General features: G+C 62.9%; 12 protein-coding genes. 4 read left to right on the top strand and 8 right to left on the bottom strand.

Annotation, left to right across the window (positions count from 1 at the left end; translation table 11 throughout):
* Positions 1–201: 201 nt before the first annotated feature.
* The 4 genes from IU452_RS28070 (at position 202) to IU452_RS28055 (ending at position 3,378) form a co-directional block, all read left to right on the top strand.
* A complete protein-coding gene (locus IU452_RS28070; protein WP_228818888.1) occupies positions 202–615 on the top strand; it encodes a helix-turn-helix domain-containing protein in 414 nt (137 codons plus the stop codon).
* Between the two features lie 251 nt (positions 616–866).
* Positions 867–1,223 (top strand): hypothetical protein, encoded by a 357-nt coding sequence (locus tag IU452_RS28065; RefSeq protein WP_228818887.1) that lies wholly within the window; start codon positions 867–869, stop codon positions 1,221–1,223.
* On the top strand, positions 1,220–2,365 hold the full coding sequence (locus IU452_RS28060; RefSeq protein WP_195112193.1) for an MAB_1171c family putative transporter: 1,146 nt from the start codon (positions 1,220–1,222) through the stop codon (positions 2,363–2,365). Before IU452_RS28065 ends, IU452_RS28060 begins: the two co-directional genes overlap by 4 nt.
* Positions 2,362–3,378, top strand: a complete 1,017-nt coding sequence (locus IU452_RS28055) for an FAD-dependent oxidoreductase (RefSeq protein ID WP_195112192.1) — start codon at positions 2,362–2,364, stop codon at positions 3,376–3,378. Before IU452_RS28060 ends, IU452_RS28055 begins: the two co-directional genes overlap by 4 nt.
* Before the next feature lie 350 nt (positions 3,379–3,728).
* Here IU452_RS28055 and IU452_RS28050 read toward each other — a convergent pair whose 3' ends face one another.
* The 8 genes from IU452_RS28050 to IU452_RS28015 form a co-directional block, all read right to left on the bottom strand.
* Entirely contained in the window at positions 3,729–4,433 is a 705-nt protein-coding gene (locus IU452_RS28050) for a SprT family zinc-dependent metalloprotease (RefSeq protein WP_324192861.1), read from the bottom strand.
* A 21-nt stretch (positions 4,434–4,454) separates the two neighbouring features.
* Positions 4,455–7,613, bottom strand: coding sequence for a type I restriction endonuclease subunit R (locus tag IU452_RS28045; RefSeq protein WP_195112191.1), 3,159 nt, complete (start codon positions 7,611–7,613; stop codon positions 4,455–4,457).
* 81 nt (positions 7,614–7,694) lie between these two features.
* A complete protein-coding gene (locus tag IU452_RS28040; protein WP_195112190.1) occupies positions 7,695–8,960 on the bottom strand; it encodes a hypothetical protein in 1,266 nt (421 codons plus the stop codon).
* Complete coding sequence (locus tag IU452_RS28035; protein ID WP_195112189.1) at positions 8,953–11,415, bottom strand: type I restriction-modification system subunit M; 2,463 nt, start codon at positions 11,413–11,415, stop codon at positions 8,953–8,955. Before IU452_RS28035 ends, IU452_RS28040 begins: the two co-directional genes overlap by 8 nt.
* Positions 11,416–11,918: 503 nt before the next feature.
* Positions 11,919–12,191: a hypothetical protein gene (locus IU452_RS28030; RefSeq protein WP_195112188.1), complete on the bottom strand. Its 273-nt coding sequence runs from the start codon at positions 12,189–12,191 to the stop codon at positions 11,919–11,921.
* Between the two features lie 7 nt (positions 12,192–12,198).
* The gene (locus tag IU452_RS28025) at positions 12,199–13,521 is read right to left on the bottom strand and encodes a hypothetical protein (RefSeq protein WP_195112187.1); all 1,323 of its coding nucleotides are present in this window, start codon (positions 13,519–13,521) and stop codon (positions 12,199–12,201) included.
* Positions 13,522–14,060: 539 nt separating this feature from the next.
* On the bottom strand, positions 14,061–17,078 hold the full coding sequence (locus IU452_RS28020; protein WP_195112186.1) for a helicase HerA-like domain-containing protein: 3,018 nt from the start codon (positions 17,076–17,078) through the stop codon (positions 14,061–14,063).
* Positions 17,075–18,754, bottom strand: coding sequence for a hypothetical protein (locus tag IU452_RS28015; RefSeq protein WP_195112185.1), 1,680 nt, complete (start codon positions 18,752–18,754; stop codon positions 17,075–17,077). The genes IU452_RS28020 and IU452_RS28015 overlap by 4 nt, the downstream gene beginning before the upstream one ends.
* Positions 18,755–19,488 lie beyond the last annotated feature (734 nt).

Here is a 19,488-nt window from a genome sequence, read left to right as displayed (position 1 = left end):
GTGCGATCATAGGTGCATTGATGTGAGTTGACTCGGGTTGCGCGGGGAACCTACCCTGGCATCAGGGTGCTTCAACCAACATCAACAGACTTGATCTTAGTTCGTTTGATGGAGGTCGAAGTCGGATGCTCGGTCTTGGAGGGTGAGATGCCCAAGGGCAGGAATACGAGGAAACGTGGAGGTGGCAGTTTCGCTGAGAAGTTGAACTACCTGTTCGCGACGGTGACTCCGGCCGAGGACCGGGAGTACAGCAATGAGCAGGTGGCCTCGGCGATCACCGCGAACGGGGTGCCGATCTCGCAGAGCTATATCTGGATGCTGCGGAAGTCCAAGAAGGACAACCCCACGTTGAAGCATGTGCAGGCGTTGGCGGATTTCTTCGGGGTGCCTCCGGCCTACTTCTTCGACGAGGCGGTCACCGACCAGGTGGGTCAGCGGTTGGCCGAGGTGAAAGCAGAGCAGCAACGTCTGCTCGAGATCGCCGAAGGTAGCGAAGCGCAGATGATGGCCCTGCGGGCGGGCGCGTTGTCTCGCAAGAGACGCCGACAGGTGATGGATCTTCTTGATGTGGTTTATCGTCTGGAACAGGCAGAACAGGGCAATGTGCCCGAGTGAGCCAGCGCCGGTAGTTCGGCCCGTACGTGTGTCGGCGCACGATCCGCCCGGCGGGGGTTGATATGCGATCGAGGAGCCACACGACAGCGGAGCGCGAGTTGCGTCGCCGATGTCGCCGTCTGCTAACCGAATTGAATATCCGGCCCCCGTTGGATGTGGTCGCCTTGTGCCAACGAGTGGGCGAGCAACGGGGGAGACCGATCCGGCTGGTGCCGCACCCCATTCCGGTGCCGGGGCCGTTCGGGGCGTGGGTGGCCACCGCGAAGGCGGATTACATCCTTTACCAGCGGGAGACCACCAAGGCTCACCAAGATCACATCATTCTGCACGAACTCGGGCACCTGTTGGCCGGCCATCGCAGCGACGAGCATGACGATGCGCTGCTGCGTCAGTTGTATCCGCCAGGCGCCGCCTTGACCCCCGAGGCCGTGCGTCGGGCGTTGCGCCGCACGTCGTATGACACCGTCACTGAACGTGAGGCGGAATTGGTGGCCACCATCATCCTGGAGTGGGCCAGTGTCGTCGACCCCCTCGCCGATCCGGTTCCGACCGATCCCACCGCTAGATGCTTGAGTAACGATTTCACCGATCGGGTGGGGTGGCTATGACCATAGATGCCGTGTTGCAGTCCATCGTGCACAATTTGCGGATTGTTTCCATGATCGGCTGGGCATTAGGGCTGGTTTGGGTTGTCTATCAAACCCTGCGCACACCCTGGAACATACGAATGCGCTGGATGACAGGCTTGTTCGCGGCAGTCGCTTTGCAGCCATTGTTCGTTTGGGCGTCCGGTCATTCGGTCAACCTGCTGGGTTTGACCTCATTGGGCAACTTCTTGCTTGTGTATTGCCTTGCTCTCATCGGCGATTATTGCTTGATTTGTTTCGCCTTGTTCGTTACGCGGGATTCACATACTGCCGGTGTCTGGGCTCGACGGTATGCTCTGGTCCTTGTCTCGGTCATCGCGGTCTTGACAGTGTTGGTTCTGCTCACCCCCGCGACGGCATCGTACAGGTCCACCACGCTGCCCACCGTTGCGGCCTTCCATATGATCACCAACCTCACCGGGACGGCGTGTTATGTGGTCGCGCTGGTCTGGACCCGCCGCTGCATTCGCCACGCTGGGCCTCGCTTGGCCCGAGGCCTGAGCCTCGCGTCATTCGGCATGGCCGGAACCGTTCTCTCCGGCTCCTTCTACATAGTGGTGGACATCCTCGGCTATACCACCAACACCGTTCCTGGTGTCCTAGCCAAGTCTGTCACTGTCGTCTATTACGTCGGCTCACTGCTGCTGCTGGTCGGGTTGTGCTACCCCACCGTTGCCATGCGAGCCGCGAGCTGGCGGATTTGGTGGAAACACCGCCGCGCGTACGATCAACTCTATCCCTTGTGGAACCTGCTACAGACCGCATTTCCCGAGGACCTGCTCGACCGGGTCCCCGCCAGCCGATGGCGCGATCGGATGAGTCTGCGAAACGTGCACCGCCGCTTCTACCGCCGGGTCATCGAATGCCGCGACGGCCTGGTGCGCATCAGCCCGTACATCGCCAAGGTTCGTAGTGACGGTCTCGTCTCCGCGGCGCTGGCCGACCAACTCGCCGCCGCCTTCGACCTGCGGGCCGCGGGGGAAGCCGACAGCGAAGCCGCCGTGGCGATCGCGTCGCCGCCCACACCCGGACTCGATGCCGATGTCGGCGAACTCATCACTCTCTCCCGCGCTCTGAAGGTCAGTGCGAACGGAGCCCGATGATGCATGCGGCGGTCATCGGTGGCGGCATCGCCGGAGCCACTGCCGCAGCGGCTTTGGCCGAGATCGGCGCCGAGGTGGAGGTCTACGAAGCAACGGGCCGGACAACCGAACACCACGGGTGGGTGACCCTGGGCCCGTCGGCGATGACAGCACTCGATCAGGTCGGAGTCGGCGAGCGAGTGCGAGCTGTCGGTTTCCCGGTCGTCGAGGCGCGCATGGTGAACACTGTGACGGGGCAGGAGGACAGGTTTTCCCGGTATGAGCCCAGCCATCGCTGGTCGAGTACACATGTCTGGCGACGAGATCTGCTGTCGATACTGCGTGATCGTCTCGATCAGGTGAATGTCCGCTGCCACTTCGACACCGCTGTCACCGCAGGCGAGGTAAACGCCGATCTCGTTGTCGGCGCCGACGGCGCACGCTCGGAAACCAGGCGTCTGCTCGGAAATACGACACCGTTGAGCTTCGCCGGACAGGTCATCCTGTACGGCCACCACCCCAAACCGGCGCCTGGGCTGCCGAGGCACGTGCTGCATTTCTGGATCAGTCCCCGCGGTGTCGTCGGTTACGTCGGCGATGACCGAGATGGATCGTTCTGGTTCAGCCGACACGATGCCGATGCTCCAACCGACATCATCGACCGCACCCAACTGCTCCATCCGCTGCGATCGCCGTCTGTCGCCGAGATCGTCGACATCTCCGAAATGAGCGATCAAATCGCCATCTACGAACTGGATCCCCGCGGAATCTGGCACAACACGGACACAGTGCTCACCGGCGATGCCGCCCACGCGGTCTCACCGGCGACAGCACGCGGCGCCACATCCGCCATCGAGGACGCCATCGTTCTCGCCAGGTGCCTGCGCCGCGCCGACACCATCACCGCGGCACTCGACACCTACACCGCCACCCGCCGCCCGGTGGCGTGGGCGACCTACCGGCCGACACCCGGCTACCGCGCGCTGCTCCCGACGGCAGACGACCTCTCCCTGGATGACATTGCCCGAACGTAACCCCGCGGCAGGGAACGATGACAGTTCGTTGCCGATTGAACATCCCACAAGGACGGATGCGGTGGTCGCGACAGTGCTGCAGTGTTGTTGGCGTTCGTGAAAATCCGCAGGTAGGCCGACAGCATTGCTTGAGCAGCGGAGGTGTTGGCGCTAGAAAATCTTCCCCAGAGGTGCTCGGAGCATTCCGGGATTGGGTGTCCGGGGACGCTGTTGGTATTTCGGCTCGGCGGCGTGTTCGCTTTGAACTTTGTGCGGGCAGCGGTCCGAAGGCTCGAACCCGCGCTACCTCCTGGATAGATCTGATCGAGTACGCGCGCAGACGCTATCAGCGGCTTCCGCTAAGGGCGAGCCTATCGCCCGGTTTCTGGCAACCAGAGGCCATCCCCAGCGCGGCGGAGGCGCTCCCGGAAGTCTTCGCAGCCCGGTAGAGCCTGCTCGACGATGCGCCAGAACTCGGCACTATGGTCAGGGCGCTTGAGGTGTGCCAACTCATGCACGAGGACGTAGTCCACCAGGCTAGGCGGGAGTTGCATGGTGGCCCAGTGGATATTGACCTGACCATCCCTGGAGCATGAGCCCCAACGGTAGCCAAGCGGACGCACTCGCAGCCCGGTGAACTCGACGCCCATCCGTGCCGCCCATGGCCTGCTTCGTCTGGTGAGCCATGGGTGGCCGACCCGGCTATACCAGCTCACCAGTTCCCTGACGCCACCGCCTTCAGGCAGCTCCAGCCGGCCTCGGATCAACCGGACCTCACCTGCGGGCACGGTTCGAAGCCGGTAGGAGCGGCCCAGATAGCGGAAGCCTTCGCCGGAGACAAGCGCCTTCTCTGGTGGGGCCTCGCCGAACTCCCGCTTTTCGGCAAGCTTGCGGTACAGCCACGGGCGTTTGGCTTCCACAAGCTTGGTCAGTTCGGCGGTGCAGATCTCCGGTGGCACAACAGCGGTGACCGAGGCGTCACGTTCGACGGTGAGACGGACGCTCTTGCGACGGTCACTCACCGAGACGGCAACCTTCAGGTCGCCCACCTGCAGGGCTCCGGGGAACTCAATCACGGGTTCACCGCCATGCCGCTACTATGCCCTGGGGATTGTCGCACTGTTGTCTTTGACGATGTCGCGTGTCTTGTCCGCGACAAGTTCCAGGTGTTCGAGTTCACCAAGATCGCTCATAGCCAGGATCTCGAAGATCTCGCTGCGGAAGTCGGCGACGTCGGAGCGCTTGGTCCAGAAATCGCGGCGGTGGATGGTGCGGCTCGCCAACGCCACGATCTCACGGGCAGCATCGACGAAACGGTGGTCGTGGATGTCCTCGTCCGAGGTTGCCAATTCCTGGACGAGTAGGCCGTAGACGGCGAACTCGGCCGCGCTGAAGTCGTGCGGGTTGTCCCGATGGTCGTCTACCACATCGGTCACAAGATCCCTGAAAGCCGAGAGCTGGGCATCCCAGTCGTCCTTGAGTTCGGTGAGAATTTGTTCCAGGCGCTCGCTGAGGAGTTGGTAGCGGGCTGGATCCTGGCCAGCGTGGACGGTGATGTGGTGGCGCAGGGCATGCTCCATCTCCGATGCCTTGGCCCGAGAACCGCCGGTCATCGCCTCCACTTTGGTGGCGAAGTTGTCAGCGGTCAGCGCGATCGGAGGAAGCTGCTGCTCGATGCCGAGTGAGGTGATGTGCTCATCGATGAGCAGCTTGATCTTTTGGCCGTATGCGCCAGGATCGAACTCGCCGCTGTCGATCCGGTACCGCCGGTTCGCGGTCAACCTGATCACCGAGAACCGCTTGACGTCTTCCAAGTACGGCATCGCTGCTGGATCCGGCAGGACAGTGTTGATGGTCCGGGCAAAACGGGTAAGTTCTATGCTGAATCGGTCCCGCAGTTGAGCGTCAGCCAGTTCTTGGACGCAGCCTTCGATGTCTGTGTGATCTTGGAACATCAACCGAAGTCGCTGCTGTTGCGGGTCTAGTTTGGAGATCTCCGACGCAAGATTGCGGAGTGCATTGGCGACGTCGTCGCTCTCGCCGGTCTCGAACTCCTCGTCGGCATAGATTCGCAGCGCATCCACGAGACTCTGCGCCACGCCGCGATAATCGACCACATAACCATAGAGCTTGCCGTCCGCTGTTCGATTCACCCGCGCGACCGCCTGGAGTAGATCGTGCATCTCCAACCTGCGGTCGAGGTACATCACTTGCTCGATCGGTGCGTCGAAGCCTGTGAGCAGCATCGACTTGACGATGACGAAGGCGATGTCGTTTTCCCCGAAGGGCTGGGTGAATCCGTCGATTCGGAGTTTCTGCTTGGCCTCGTCGGTCCATTCGGAGTAGCGCTCTTCATGCTCGGAGTCCCCTTTAGAGATCACCGGCACGAAGTCCATCCTCTTCAGGAGATCGAGCTGCTTGTGCGCTTTGACAAGCTGCACTTGTCGTGGTTTGAGTTCGTCCAGGCTCCGAGTCAACAGGTGCGGCGGCAACTTCTCGATGTCGCGCACCAGCTCATCGCGGGCGGCCATGAGTGCTTCCCGATAGCGGACGGTGGTCTCCCGGTCGTGCGCAACGACTTGCGCCTTGAAACCCTCGGGCAGCACCTTGTCCACATAGTGCCGGAGCATGTGCTTCGCTTTGACATCCACCAGCTTCTGTGCCGCTGACACGTTGCCCTTGGTAGCCCACCGCTGTTGGAGCTGCTGTCGCTCCTCGTCGGTCAGGTCCTCGAACTCTTCCTCGAAGAGTTCATCCATGTCCTGACCGTCCCGGAGCGCAGCCTTGATCTTGAAGCCCTCGTAGAGAATCGGCACGATGACCTCGTCATCTTCGGCTTCGCGCAGTCGGTAGGTATCGATAAACGGACCGAAAAGCTCAACGCTGGTCTTGCGCAGGCCCTTTCGGGTCATGATTGGGGTGCCGGTGAAGCCGATCCTGGCCGCGTTCGGCAGCGCCTGCCGGAGATTGGCTCCCAGCCGGGCAGTGTGCGAGCGGTGCACCTCGTCGATCAGCACGATGATCGATTCGTCGGGGTTGACCTCGCCCAGTTCCAGCCTGTCCTGGGGCACGCCGCTCTGGTTCTTCTGGATCATGACGAAGACCAGACCAGGCCCTTTACGTCCGAGCAGGGTCTTGGCACGGGCGCTACTCTTGGCGACGTCCAGCTTCTCGTTACTGAGCTGCATCTTCTCGCTGAGCTGGTTCTGCAGGTGAGTTCGGTCGGTGACGACAACAACCTTGTAGTGCGCCAGCTTCGGGATCGAGCGCAGTCGCCGGACCAGGAAGGACATGGTCAGGCTCTTGCCTGACCCCTGGGTGTGCCAGATGATCCCGCCCTTGTGGCCGGGTTTTCCGTGCAGCAACCGGTGCACGGTCCGCTCCACCGCGCGGAACTGCTGGTAGCGCGGTGCCACCTTCACTGTGACACCCTCGTCGGTGGTCATGAAGGTGACGAAGTTGTGGACGATATTGAGCAGGTTGGTCGGCTTCAGCGCGCCCGCGACCAGGATCTCCTGCCTGCTCAGCTGCTCTTCGCCCTTCTCCAGCTTCTCGGCGAGCTGTGCCTTGGTCAGCGGGTAAGGGTCGCGCCAGGGCACGTAGTGCTCCATCTTGGCGGTAAAGGTGCCGAGCTTGGCGTCCTCGCCGCTGGTGACCACAGTGAGCTGGACCGGATGGAACAGCTTTGGGTTTCCGGTACCGCTGTCGCAGTACCGGCGGATCTGGTTGACCGCGACGTTCAGGTTGCTTTCGGTGGTCTTTTTGCATTCGATGACCACCAGTGGGATGCCGTTCACGAAGAGGACGACGTCCGGGATGATCTGCTGTTTCCCACCGGTTCCCGGGATGTCCACACGGAACTGGTTGATGGCGGTGTACTCGTTGTTGCCGTACCGCCAGTCGATATAGTGGACGATCCGGGACTTGCCGCTCGTCGGGTCCTCAATCGGAATGCCGTTGATCAGCAGCTCGGTGACCTGCTTGTTGGCTTCCAGTAGGTCGGCCGCTGGCACACGGGTCAGGGCGTTGAGCGCCTGGCTGATCTTCAGATCGTCCAGCCAATCCCCGTTGATCCGCTTGATCGCTTCCCTAAGTTTGCCCTCAAGGATTAGTTCGTCAAAAGACCGCCGTGCCGACAATCCGGGGAACATCGGCACGACGTCCCCGTTTCGAGCGCCCGCAAGGTGCTGCCAGCCCATGCCCTCCAGCTGCTCGATCAACGGCCGCTCGACAAGGGTGTACTCGTAGTCGGTCATCGGCCAGCTCTCCTTAGCAGATCCATGAATAACATCAACACGAAATCTCACTCATCTTGGGCAGCGTTTGCTATCCCAGAATCAAAGGTCCTCCAGGGCAGCTTCAGCCTCCGGCACTCTGACACGCCCGGTCAGCAGATTCTCCATTAAACCTTGTTTGAGGGTGAGTAGTTTGCCGCGTTCCGCTTTCAGGGCATTAACTACACTCCGTCCCGCTTCGTTACATGCAACCACTCGACCTTGCCGAGAAAGAGAAGGAAAACGGACCCTGAGAGCCCTGACGAAACCCTGAGATATATTATTCTGGCCGCTGCTTCCACTTGTGGCTGCGTCGATCTGCCGCCGAACGTCCGCGGACGCGAGCGCCAGTTCCAGGTATGCGTTGTTTACGACTGATCTGTCGACAACGAGGCGCATCAGCTTATCGGACAGCATAAGCTTGGATGGCGTGTCTCTAACCAAAGCAGCTACGCCCACGAGGCTTTTGACCCCATTTGCTCGGCAGAGAATGAGGTCGCCGGGATGAACCTCAAGTTCTGGTCGTGGCCGCATCCCAGGGAGGAGAATTTTCGATTCCGATGGTACATAAGCTCCCGATGTGACGGCACTAACCTTGAGGACGCCCCACTTCCCAGGAGGGGGAGGAATCTCCTCACACAGTGGGCTCCAACCCGCTTCGATATCTATAAGCGCATCACCCAAACGTACCGGATCGACCACGGCTGCGTCTTCGGCGAGCAGGGCGCTTGTAAGCCCATCGAGAGCCTTGAGCTGCTTATTGATTACGAGATCAACGCTAGAAATTCTGAAATCCAGAGCGCCGATAATATCTGCGATTCGCCGCTGCACCTTAATCGGTGGGATGGTGATAGTCCAGCCCAGCAGTGAAGTAAGATTTATTCGGTCGCGGGTAACCCCCTGAAACCTTCCAGCCAACCCTTTGCGACCTGAGTAGCTATTTAGAACTAATTGCATAAACGGCGCCAAGACAAGTTCGTGCTTGACTCTAATTCTAAAGCAGTCTGCCTTGACGATTCCAGGGGGTAGATGCGAGGGATAGGTACAAGCACGCGCAACCGGGTGATTTTCATCACCCAGCGAAGCGACTAGAAGATCGCCGCCTCGTACCTCATGACGAGAAAGCACCCGTGCGTGACGCTCAGACACATACGCATGATCCGAATCGTCGAAGGTTCCAGAACCGATGTTCTGCAACCGCACAACCCGGACCCCAGGTACCTCAACGTAGTGCTCGGTCTTCAGGTTCGATCCAAACGGTCCGTCGGTGGCGGACTCCACCAAATCCGTCAGCGCTACTCGCGTCCAGCCAGAAGGAAGCTCACGCATAACCGAGCTCCTTGAGGTAGGCATCCAGCTTGACAGCGGCGGCTTCGAACTCGGCTTCGAGGTCGCGCAAGGTCACCGCATACTTGTCGGCCCACGTACGGAAAGCCGTCTCGCAGAGCCGGCGGGCGGCGGACGTACGGGATTCAAGACGAGATGTGAGTTGCGAGCGGAGGACGTTAAGGACCAGGTCTCGGCGAGAGTCGTCGTCGAGGGCGGCGATCGCCATCCGCAGGCGTGGGAGGAAGTGGTCCTCCAATGCATTGACCTTCTTCCTGGCGGCAGCCGTACGGGCCTTCAACTCCTTGAGCTCGGCCTCTGAAAGCTGGTCCTCGGCAGGCTCGTCGGTTTCCTCGTCATCTTCAGAAGGCTTGGCGGTCACCGCCTTGTACTGGGCGTTCAGTTCGGTGTACTCGGCTTCGGCCTCCTCAAGCTCGGCCAGGTAGTCCGGGATGAGCGCCGGGACGACTCGATGGTCGCGGGCCTTGCGCTTCTCGGCAGCGACCTTCTGCTTGTCCCAGTACTCAAGCTCCTCTTCGTCCAGCTCGAAGGCCGATTCGATGGTGGTCAGCCAGCCCTCGACGACGCCCTCAAATCCGTTGAGGCCGAGGGTCTTGATGTCGTACTGGGCCTCACCCCACCAAGCGGCGACTACGCCAGCGACGTCGAAACGGTCGAGAATGCCAAGTGGATGGAGCTCCGTGACGAAGGAGTCGAGGATCTCGGCCCGAACTTCCATGACCTTGCGCGTGTCGGGCAGTTCGATCAGCCGCTTGCTATGCCGGACCCACCAATCGGAGAACGCCTCGTGCAAGCGCCCCTCGGCTGAGGCGGCGAGGGAAGGGAGTCGGTCAGCGGTCGCCTGCCATCCCTCGGGGAGGAAGTCGTAGTAGTCGGAGTCCCGCTCGGCGAACAGCGTCGCCGGGTCGATGTCGAACGCGCGGAACAGCCCGGCCTTGGCCTCGATTTCTGCCTTGGGGACGCCGCCGTGGAGGTGGGCGCGGACATCTTGGGGCTCGGGTGGGGGCGTGTTGTCGACGTAGCGCCGGATGTTGAGGTTGAAGTCATTCGCGCGCAGTTCCTTGGTGTCCACAACCCGAGCGAAGCCAGGGATACCGCAGTACTCCTCATCGGCGCAGTACTCCTCATAGGCTGCGACGATCTTCTCGGCGTGCTGCGGGTCGAGGTAGTTCTGCGCCCGGCCGGGGGTGAACTCGCGATCGGCGTTAATGAACAGCACCTTGCCTTGCCGGTTCGCCGGGCGCGGGGCGGTGCCGCGCAGCACGAGGATGCAAGCGGGGATCCCGGTGCCGTAGAACAGGTTGGGTGCTAGGCCGATCACCGCTTCCAGGCGGTCGTCCTTGATGATGCGTTCCCGGATCTCCTTCTCCTTGCCACCGCGAAAGAGCACGCCGTGCGGCATGACTGTGGCGCCGATCCCGTCGGGAGTGAGTACGGCGAGCACATGCTGGGCGAACATGAGGTCCGCCTTCTTGCCGGTCTCGGGGGCGTAACCGTGCTTGAAGCGCTCCTTGTGCTTCATGTCGGCGGAGGAGTAGTTCAGTGAGAACGGTGGATTGGTGAGGACCCTGTCGAACCGTTCGAGCTCACCGTTCTTGACGTGTTTCGGCTCCGCCAGCGTGTCGTCGTTCTCGAGCTTGGCGTTGAGTACGCCGTGGAGGATCATGTTCATCTTCGACACGGCCCAGGTGCCGCCGTTGTACTCCTGCCCGGCCAGGGTCAGGTCGCTGGAGTCCAAGCCATGTTCGTCGATGTACTCCTTGGCGTGGATGAGCATGCCGCCGGAGCCTGAACACGGGTCGTAGACAGCATGGCCAGGCTGCGGCTTCACGAGCCTGACCATCATCCGGACCACACCCCGCGGGGTGTAGAACTCGCCGCCCTTCTTGCCAGCCGAGTCGGCGAACTGGGCGATCAGGTATTCGTAGGCCGCGCCAAGCAGGTCGGGGAACTCGAAGTCCTCGTTGCGCAGCCGCACCCGGGAGAAGTGATCGATGAGCTGCTGCAACCGCTTGTCCGGGATGGTCGACTGGCCAACCTTACGGGTGAAGTCGATGTGCTCAAGGACACCTTCCAGGGCCTCGACGTTCTCCTGCTCCAGCGCGGCCAGTGCCTTGTTGAGCATGTCACCGACGTTCTTCTGGCGGGAGTGGTCCTTGATGAACCGCCAGCGGGCCTTTTCGGGCACGTAGAACTTGTCGCCTCGGTAGAGGCTGCGCACCTCCGACATCTGTTCGGCTTCCTGCTGGCTCTTGCCCTGAGCCACCCACTTCTTGATGAGTTCCTCGCGGACCGTGTCGAACTGGTCGGAAGCCCGCTTCAGGAACAACATCCCGAAGATGTACTCCTTGAACTCCGAGGCATCCATCTTGCCGCGGAGGATGTCGGCAGCTCCGAACAGGTGCCGCTCGAGTTGCGGCAACGTCAGCTTCGCCACGCGGTGGCCTTTCTACTGTGATCGGTGGGTGGGCAGCTCAGTTTCGCAGGCGTCTCTTCGATGGCTACGTTCCAGCCGATGGTCACGTTCCAGAGCCGTTCGACCGGCGGCGGGTCGGCGAGTTACGGCAGCAGCAGCTTCCTTGCGAACGAGGTTGACGGGCGATGCCGATGTCGACCATCGTCAGCAGAGCTGCACTATCGGAGTTGCGACGTCGTCTGGGCATGCTCATGTCTCCCTGCTGGACAATGGTTGGTGGGCGAGCACCTGAAAAACCGTAGCGTGTCACACCGACAACTTGAGCCCGAATGACGACGTCACCCAGGCTGTCTGAGCGGGGATTGGACTCGCACGGCGTAGGTAGCAGCAAGCAGGATGTGCGCGGTGTGGTGAACGGGTCGGGGAGAAAGCTGTGGTCGTAGCGGGTATGTAACGACGAGCGGGGCCTGCCAGCGCTGACTGGTGATGTTGATCAATCGGGAGACTTGAGCCACGCCCGATAGCTAGGAGACTTTGGAGATCGTCGCGACGGCACCTCGGGTGTGAGTGCTCGGCTCGAACACTTTTGTCACCTTCCAGGTATCACCCTCGAACTGGAAGGTGTCGCCTTCGACCACGTCGATGAACAAGGAGTCGGGGCCGGATCCCACCGAAAGCCGAACCACCCAACGGCCTTGATCATCGACGGCGCTTCCCGCTGAAACGCCTGCGCCGCTTGCAGTCGTTGTAAGAATTGTCTTGTGTATGGTGATCGTTTCGGGCTGACCGCTGGTCATGGGGTCCTCACTTGATGGTGGTGTATTGGCCACTGCGGCTACCGTCAATGTTGTACCAACGGTAGTACTCCAAGAAAGTCTGTACATCTATGGGCGCCGGGTTATACGCGTCACCCCAGGGGTTCCGTAGATGGAGCACATCGCCGTCCACCTTGGTCACCTCGTATGCGTGGCCGAAGGCGAAGTGCTGAAACGGCGGAAGCTCTCCACCGAGTGGTCCGCGGCTCCCGACCAGTACTGGCTTCCCGTCGTCGAGTTGCCTGCGGAACTCGTCCAGCAGTGCCTGCGGGCCATTCTGCTGGTCGGGGAGGGGACGGACTTCGGCCTCCTCTCCGGTGAGTTTGGCGAGTAGATCGGCGCGTTCGTACTCGGTCGAGCCGAGGTCGATGCGGTTGTAGCCCAGCGGTGGTGTGTCCAGCGAGGGCGGTAAGCCCGCGTCACGTCGTTCGGCGTCGACGAGCGCTTTCGTGCCGTGGTATGCCCCGGCTTGCCAATCGTGTTCCCAGTCAGCGTGTTTGGTGGTGTCCCAGGCTTGGTCTTCGGCGGCGATGGCTTTCTCGAGCAGCGCGGGCCAGGTGCATGTGTCTGGCCGGGCCCCGGCCAGTGGTTGGCCGGGTTCGTTGAGGCTGACGGGCAGTTCGTTGCTGACGCGGTAGGTGGTCGTGTCGCCGGTGGGTCTGGCGACCGGATCCGACGGTGTCGCGGGGGCGATGGTGTGCAGTGTGATGTCGTAGGTGCCGTCGCCGTGATCGGTGATGGTGTTGGTGATTGCGTCGGGGCGGTGTCCGGCGACGGCACCGAAGGTGGAGATGATCCCGCAGTCGCCGACAGCACCCTGAACGGCCTGTTCGCGGGTGGGCGGGCCGTCGAACATAGGCTCGGTGCAGGGGCGGTGGTCGACGGGCGGGATGTTGGGGTAGTAGTCCTGGGTTATCGCGGGCCGGTCGGTGTCGATCACCTCGTGCGGTCGGTCGGGCGCAGCAGTCGTTTCAGGATGGGGACCGGTCGGGGTGGTGCGCTGTCCGGTGTTGTCGGGTTGTTGATCCGTGGTATCGGCACTGGGTTTCTGTGCGGTTTTCTCCAGCGCATCCGGCGCAGGTTCGTCCGCGGATCGTTCGGTGATGGGTTCTGGTTCCGGATGTGGACTGTCGTCGACGCGGTCGGCTGTCTTATCGGTGCGCTCGAGTGGTGCGTTGGCGTGTCCGGTTTCATCGCGGTCGACCGTGTGGGCAGTTGGTAGTTCGTGATCGTCGGATTGAGCTGTGTCGTCGTCCAGGCTAGCGTTGTGGTCCGTGTCGCGGTTGCGGACTTCCGGCGCCGGTGTTTTCATCGCTGGTGGCTTGTCGCTGACGGACTGATCCGCATCGCCCGATTTCGATGGTTCGGATGGCCTCTCGAAGGGTGCGGGCGGCACATCGCCGTTCTCGGTGTGCTCGATATTCCGTGGTGTTTTGACAGGCCGATCGGGAGCATGTGATTGGGGTACGGCCGCCGGATCGGGACGGGGTTGTTCGTCGGGCTGGGCCGCGTCAGGTCGTGGGCGGGACGCAACGGCCTGTTCCTGAGAGCGGCCGGCTGCCGAGGTGTCGATGTCATCGGGTCTGTCGAGGTGGCGGTTTGTTGCGTTGGCGCTGCGGTCCGAGGACGTATGTGTTGCGTCGGTACGGATTTCGGGCATTTCCGTAGTCACCGAACTCGGCCAGCGCGCTGGGCTTTCCTGGTTCTCACGCTGTTCGATGCGGTCGGTCCGATCGTCACGCCAGCTGTCACCGCTACTGTGTTGGTCGGCGTCTGGTCGCGATGGGCGATCGGCTGACCCGGTCTGTGCGTCGCGCGGTTCTTCGGCCCGTGCGCTGCTCGCGTCGGCGCTCATCGCTCGGCACTCTTGAACAGGGCCAGCGGCCACAGTGTCGGCAGAGTCAAATGCAGTGTGGCGGTGTCCAATTGCTTCTTCGGATCCGGATCGGGGCTGAGTTGGGCGATGGCGGCCATGAGGGTGGTGCGGGTCGATGTGGTGGCGGGTCCGTCGATGATCGCGGGATCGGATGCCCAGAGGTCGGGGTGTGTGCGTAGCGCCTCGAGCTGTTCGGCGGGTGTTGCGCCGGGCAGGAACAGGCCTCGACGGATCCATGCCTCGGTGTCCGGATGCGGCGCGTCGGTGGGGATGTCGGGGTCGGTGAGGGCGCGGCGGACATCGGCCCACCGGTAGTCGCCGGCCTGCCAACGGGTGTCACATCGGGTGCCGTTACCGCAGGCGAGGTCGTCGATGCAGGGGAGGAGGCCCATCTGGGCGAACGCGACGCGGATCAGGTGGGCGGTGAGGGTTTCGGGCTGATAGTAGCCGGTCAGTCCGCGATATCGTGCGTCGATTCCGGTGGTGAGCCGGTGGGCGATGGCGGCGCGGAGTATGCGGCGTCCGTCGGGGTGGTCGGTGGGGACCACGTCGTCGATCCACGTGGCGGCGGGGCGCGGTGTCGGTCGCCCCATCAGGTGGGCAATCAACAGCAACTCACACCAGACGATCACGCGAGGTTCGTCGGCCAGGCGCTGTGCCCGGGCCAGATCACGCATCGTCATCGGGGGGATGACTACATGCTCGTGTTCGCGTGGAGCGATCCGGATGTCGTGGCTTACGCCAGCCCGGGATTCCCGGTCCTCGTTGTAGGGAATCCGAACGCGCAGCGGCCGATCCATCCCGTCGGCGAAGACCGCTGCATGCCCGGGTGGTAGCGACACGACGTGGCGGGATTGGTCCTCGGTGAGGTTCATGGTGGTGCCCAACGCGTCCCGGTCCTCGCCTGCGGGCAGGCGGTGCACGATCTTCAAGGCGGTGTTCTTGATGACGTCCGGGGTGATCTTGGCCGGGATCTGTTCGGCGATCACGAATCCTTCACCGTAGGCTCGGATTTCGGCGAGCAGCGAGGCGAACAGCTCCACCGCGTGTGCTGCGGGGGTTCCGGGCTGGGCCTTCTTGAGCAGGCGGTGCGCCTCCTCGATCACGGTGATATGCCGCAGACCCGACCGGACACTCTCGTCGGGCCTACGATGGCGGACGCGCAGGTGCTGATAGAGCCGGATCAGGATCGCGCCGATGAAGAAGGCTTTGTCGGTGTCGTTGCCGAGGTCTTCGATTTCCAGAACGACATTGCGGGCCAGCAGATCTGCCACGTCGAGCCGATAGTTTCCTTCGAAGAAGCGTCCGGGTGTGCCCAGGCGCAGGGAGCTGAGCCGGACGTCGATGAACCCGCGAACGTTGTCGGTGATCTCCTTGCTGTAGCCGATCCTGTCGACGACCGTGAGGGCGGTCGACTGCAGGTCGGCCAGCGACGGGTATTTCGGTGTCACACCATTGGCGAGCCGGGATTCGCTGACGACCAGGTCCCATCCGAGGTTGGTGTAGCACTCGGTGAGCGCGTGGGCGAGCACCTGGGGGAAGGGCTCGTTGGCGTCGAAGGACGCTTCGAACAGGGCCCGCACCAGATCGATGTGGGTCTGGAGCGGGAACCCCGGCTCGGGCTCGAGCGGGTTCAACCCCACCGGGACGGCATCGGGGTCGCCGGGGCGGATCACCGTCACCTCACCCTCGTCTCCGACACGCCCCGCCATCGCCGCGTACTCGGACTTCGCCGGTTCGATCACTAGCCAGGGGATGGCCTTGACAGTGAGTTCTTCGAGCAGGTGGCGCACGGTCTGCGACTTGCCGGCACCAGTGGCGCCCGCGACGAAGGTGTGCCGGTTGAGGGTGGCAGGCGAAGCCGCGAAATCGTCCACCAGACGGTCGGATCCGTCGAGGACACCACCGATGTGCACGGCCGCCGATTGCGCGGTATCGGACTGTGCGGTCACATCGAAGCGGGGTGGTTCGAGCACCTCGATCCCGGGCAGCTCGGTCCGTGGCGGGCGGGCCAGCGCGACCACCAGCTCACCCGCGGCAGGAAATGGCGATCCGAAAGCGTCCTCGCTGCCCGGCCGGTCCGGCGGCGCGGTCTCCGCCGCCGGTGTTGTGATCCTGGTGTTCCATATTTCGGTCAAGGGACCGGTGCGGATTCCGGGGCGCACCAGGTAGGGCAGTTCGTCGAGATCGCTGGCACTGCACAGCAGCGCGGCCGCTCGCCGTGTTGCGGTCTCGCTCGTGCTCCCGACCAGGATGTGCACCTGCCACATGCCCGCGGCCTTGGCGCGGGACAGCTCCCGGAAGCGTGCCTCCCCTCGAGCGAGTTCGATGCGGTCGGGTTCGTGGTTGGGGCGATTGCGCAATCGCGGCAGCCGCACCTCCAGGTCGAGCAGCTCCCTGTCGACGATCTCTGGCGGTATCGGCTCCGCTACCACCAGCCAAGCGAACGGGCCCGGTACGTGCTCGATGTAATCCTCGAATCCACCACGGGCAGGTACGGCCGCAGGCGGATTGGCTCCAGGAGCCCACAACGGATCCGATCGTCCGGTGCAGCGGACCCAGCATGGCAACGAATCCCATTCCGCTAGCAGCAATTCCGTCGCTGCGGGGATCCCACGACTGCCGGGTGGGTATAGCACGGGCACTGTCCGGCTGGGCCGATCCGATCCGGATGGGCCGATCTCGTCGACATGCGCGGGCGGGAAGTAGGGATAGCCCCCGACGAGAATGCGCAGTTGCCGGTGACCCGGCGGGCGGTCCCACACGACCGCGATACCGGGGCGTGCGGTTGCGGCCGGGTGCGAGAGCTGTTCGAGTGCAGGCAGTGCCGACAGTTCGGCGTGCGCGGCCGTGATCGCCGCGAACAGCTTGGCGCCGATCTTCTTGTCGATGTACCGATCATCGGCGGGACTGCCCGCGTTCGCGGACGGGCGTGGCGTCGCGGTGATTCGGTGAAAGACGAACGACGACAAGTCGGTCGGTGTCACGGTCACGGAAGCGCCTCCCCCCGCTGGCCCGCAACCCGATCCAACAAGGTGATACCAGGATTGCAGTCCGCGGCCACCACGCGGCGGCCGGCTCGTCCGTTCTCGACCAGGATGAACGCGGTCGGTGGCAGCCCCTGCAGCGTGGTCGGTTCGATCGCGTACTCGTACACCCTGCCCAATGTCTGTCCGGTGCTCGTCGAGTCGGCCTGTGACTTGCTGAGGGTTTCGGACCAGTTCTGAGCGCGGGACACCGATCGGGAGGAATTGGGCATCTGATCGAAGAAAGTGCCGCTGTACCCTTGCGTTGCGGTGTTGGACAGCGATTCTCCGGTCGTGGAGCTGGTGCCGTGGGTGAAGGTGTGGCCGACCTGCTCGGTCAGCTGGGACAGCACGAATTTGTGGTTCCTGCCGATGAATTCGGCGGCAGCGGCGGCCTCGGCGGCGTTGCCGAGGCGCATGAAGATCGTGGCGCTGTCCGAGCCGCCGACCAACTGCGTCAGCTCGGATCGAAGATGCTCGATCATGATGACCAGCCGCAGCCCCGCCCGCCTGGCTTGGCGGCTCAGCGCTTCCAGGCTGGCCAAGCCCAAATGATCTGCGCCCGCCACGATCACGACATCGGCGTCGGCCGCTCGCGGATCTCTCGTGATGTTTCGCTCGGCATAGTTGCGTTCACGTAGCTCATGCAGCAGGCGCTGCACCACCAGCCGGTCGAGCAGGTCCTTGCGCCGTGGATGCGGGCTGGTCGTGGCGAGCACGGACAGCCCCGAACTCGGCAACAACTGCAGCCGCCCACCGGTAGTCGACGCCTCGGCCGGTTGGTTGGCAGCCAGCCCGACCAGCCCAGTCAACAGCTGCAGCTCGTCGGCCACCTTGTCGGTCGACCCAACGTCGTCGGCAAAGGCAGTCAGTCCAGCGATCTCGGTGTCCGTCAGAGGTTCGTCCGATCCGCGTTGGTACACCCGCCGCAACACCTTCAGGCCGGCCGCAATCCGAGCGAACGTGACCGGCTGGTCCAGCCGGTCACACACCGCCTGCAGCAGCTCCGTATCCAGACTGCGCAGATCGACAAAACCATGCCCACCAGCTGCTGCGCCGCCGGACTCATGGTTACGCAGCGTGTGCACCGCCTCGGCGAAAAACTCGGCAACCTCACCGGCGGCCAGGCCCACCAGCAGGTCGTCGGCGTTAGCGGGCCGGGTATCCAGCTCGGAATTGCCGGTATTGAGCCGGTGTCGGTGTCCGGGCAGTTCTACCGCTTGCACCGGGCAGCCCAGTGGCGCGGCGAATCGAGCGAGATCACCCACCAGCTGTCCCTCGGTGAAGTCCAGCACAAGCACATGGCCACCCGACGACAGCAAAGCCGCACCGACAGTGGTCAGCAAACTGGCCCAGCCGTCGACGGTGCCGCCGAATACATCGACTCGGGAAGGTCGTGATTCGGGGCGCAGCGGATACCACAGCAACGCTGTGGTGACCCGATGATGCTCACGCTGATCGTGTTCCACGACTGCGGCCTCCCAGGCACGATGATCGGCCTCGAACCTGCTTATCGCATCAGCACGCCAGGTATCGAAGGCACGCTGGGCCGACGAATAGCGACGCTGGGGAACCCAGACCGACAGCGCGGTAAGCGCCGCACCAACCAGGAACACAACACCCGCGGCAACCACAGACCCCATCGCGATAACCGCTGCGGCAAGACTTGCCAGCGGTAACCCGACCAGCAGGCGCACCCACGAGTCTCGGCTAATACGTTGCTGCCGAACGAGATTCACCGGCAGCGGCGGCTCTATCCACACCGGCCGCTGGTCCAGCACCGGAGACGGTACCGGTGGGCTCGGGGCAACGTACTCCCACCCCCAGCGCTCAGGCGCTCCGAACAACTCTCTAGCCAGAACAGATTCCGGCCTTGTTCGGGTACGGTCGGCCATCGCACACTCCCCCGTGGTCAAAACTCCCTTACACGCCCGCTCGGCGAGAGCCATCGTAGCGCCGTTCTCCGGCAAATGTATTGCAACGCTAGCAATTACCGTCAATGCAGGGGCTATCTCGGAGCATGAGTCCCGACCAGTCGCAGGAGAGGCTCCCGACTTGCCGACTATTGTCATCTACAACTGCTCGCCGCCTGTTCCAGGCATAGGTGGGACCGTTTTCGTATCTTCGCTCAGAAACCACCGAATCAGCGGTCAATCCGGTTCCTTTCGAGCAGCGGATCGGCAGGGGCAGGGCGCGGCCGATCCGGTGCGACGCGTGCGTGTGCTGGTGTTCGGTGCGGTGACAAACTCGGTATGACGTTCTCCTCCGGCACGAAAGCACCTGGCGCGCTCCAGGATCGGTTCGCTTCGCATGATGGCGACGCGGGCAGGGCATGACTCGCAGCCGAATGCACACAGCTGTCGCGGAGGCTGAGCGT

The organism is Nocardia transvalensis (genome assembly GCF_015477765.1).
GTDB lineage: Bacteria > Actinomycetota > Actinomycetes > Mycobacteriales > Mycobacteriaceae > Nocardia > Nocardia transvalensis_A.
The sequence above is the reverse complement of the archived record's forward strand: the minus strand, read 5'-3'. Positions and strand labels throughout refer to the sequence as shown.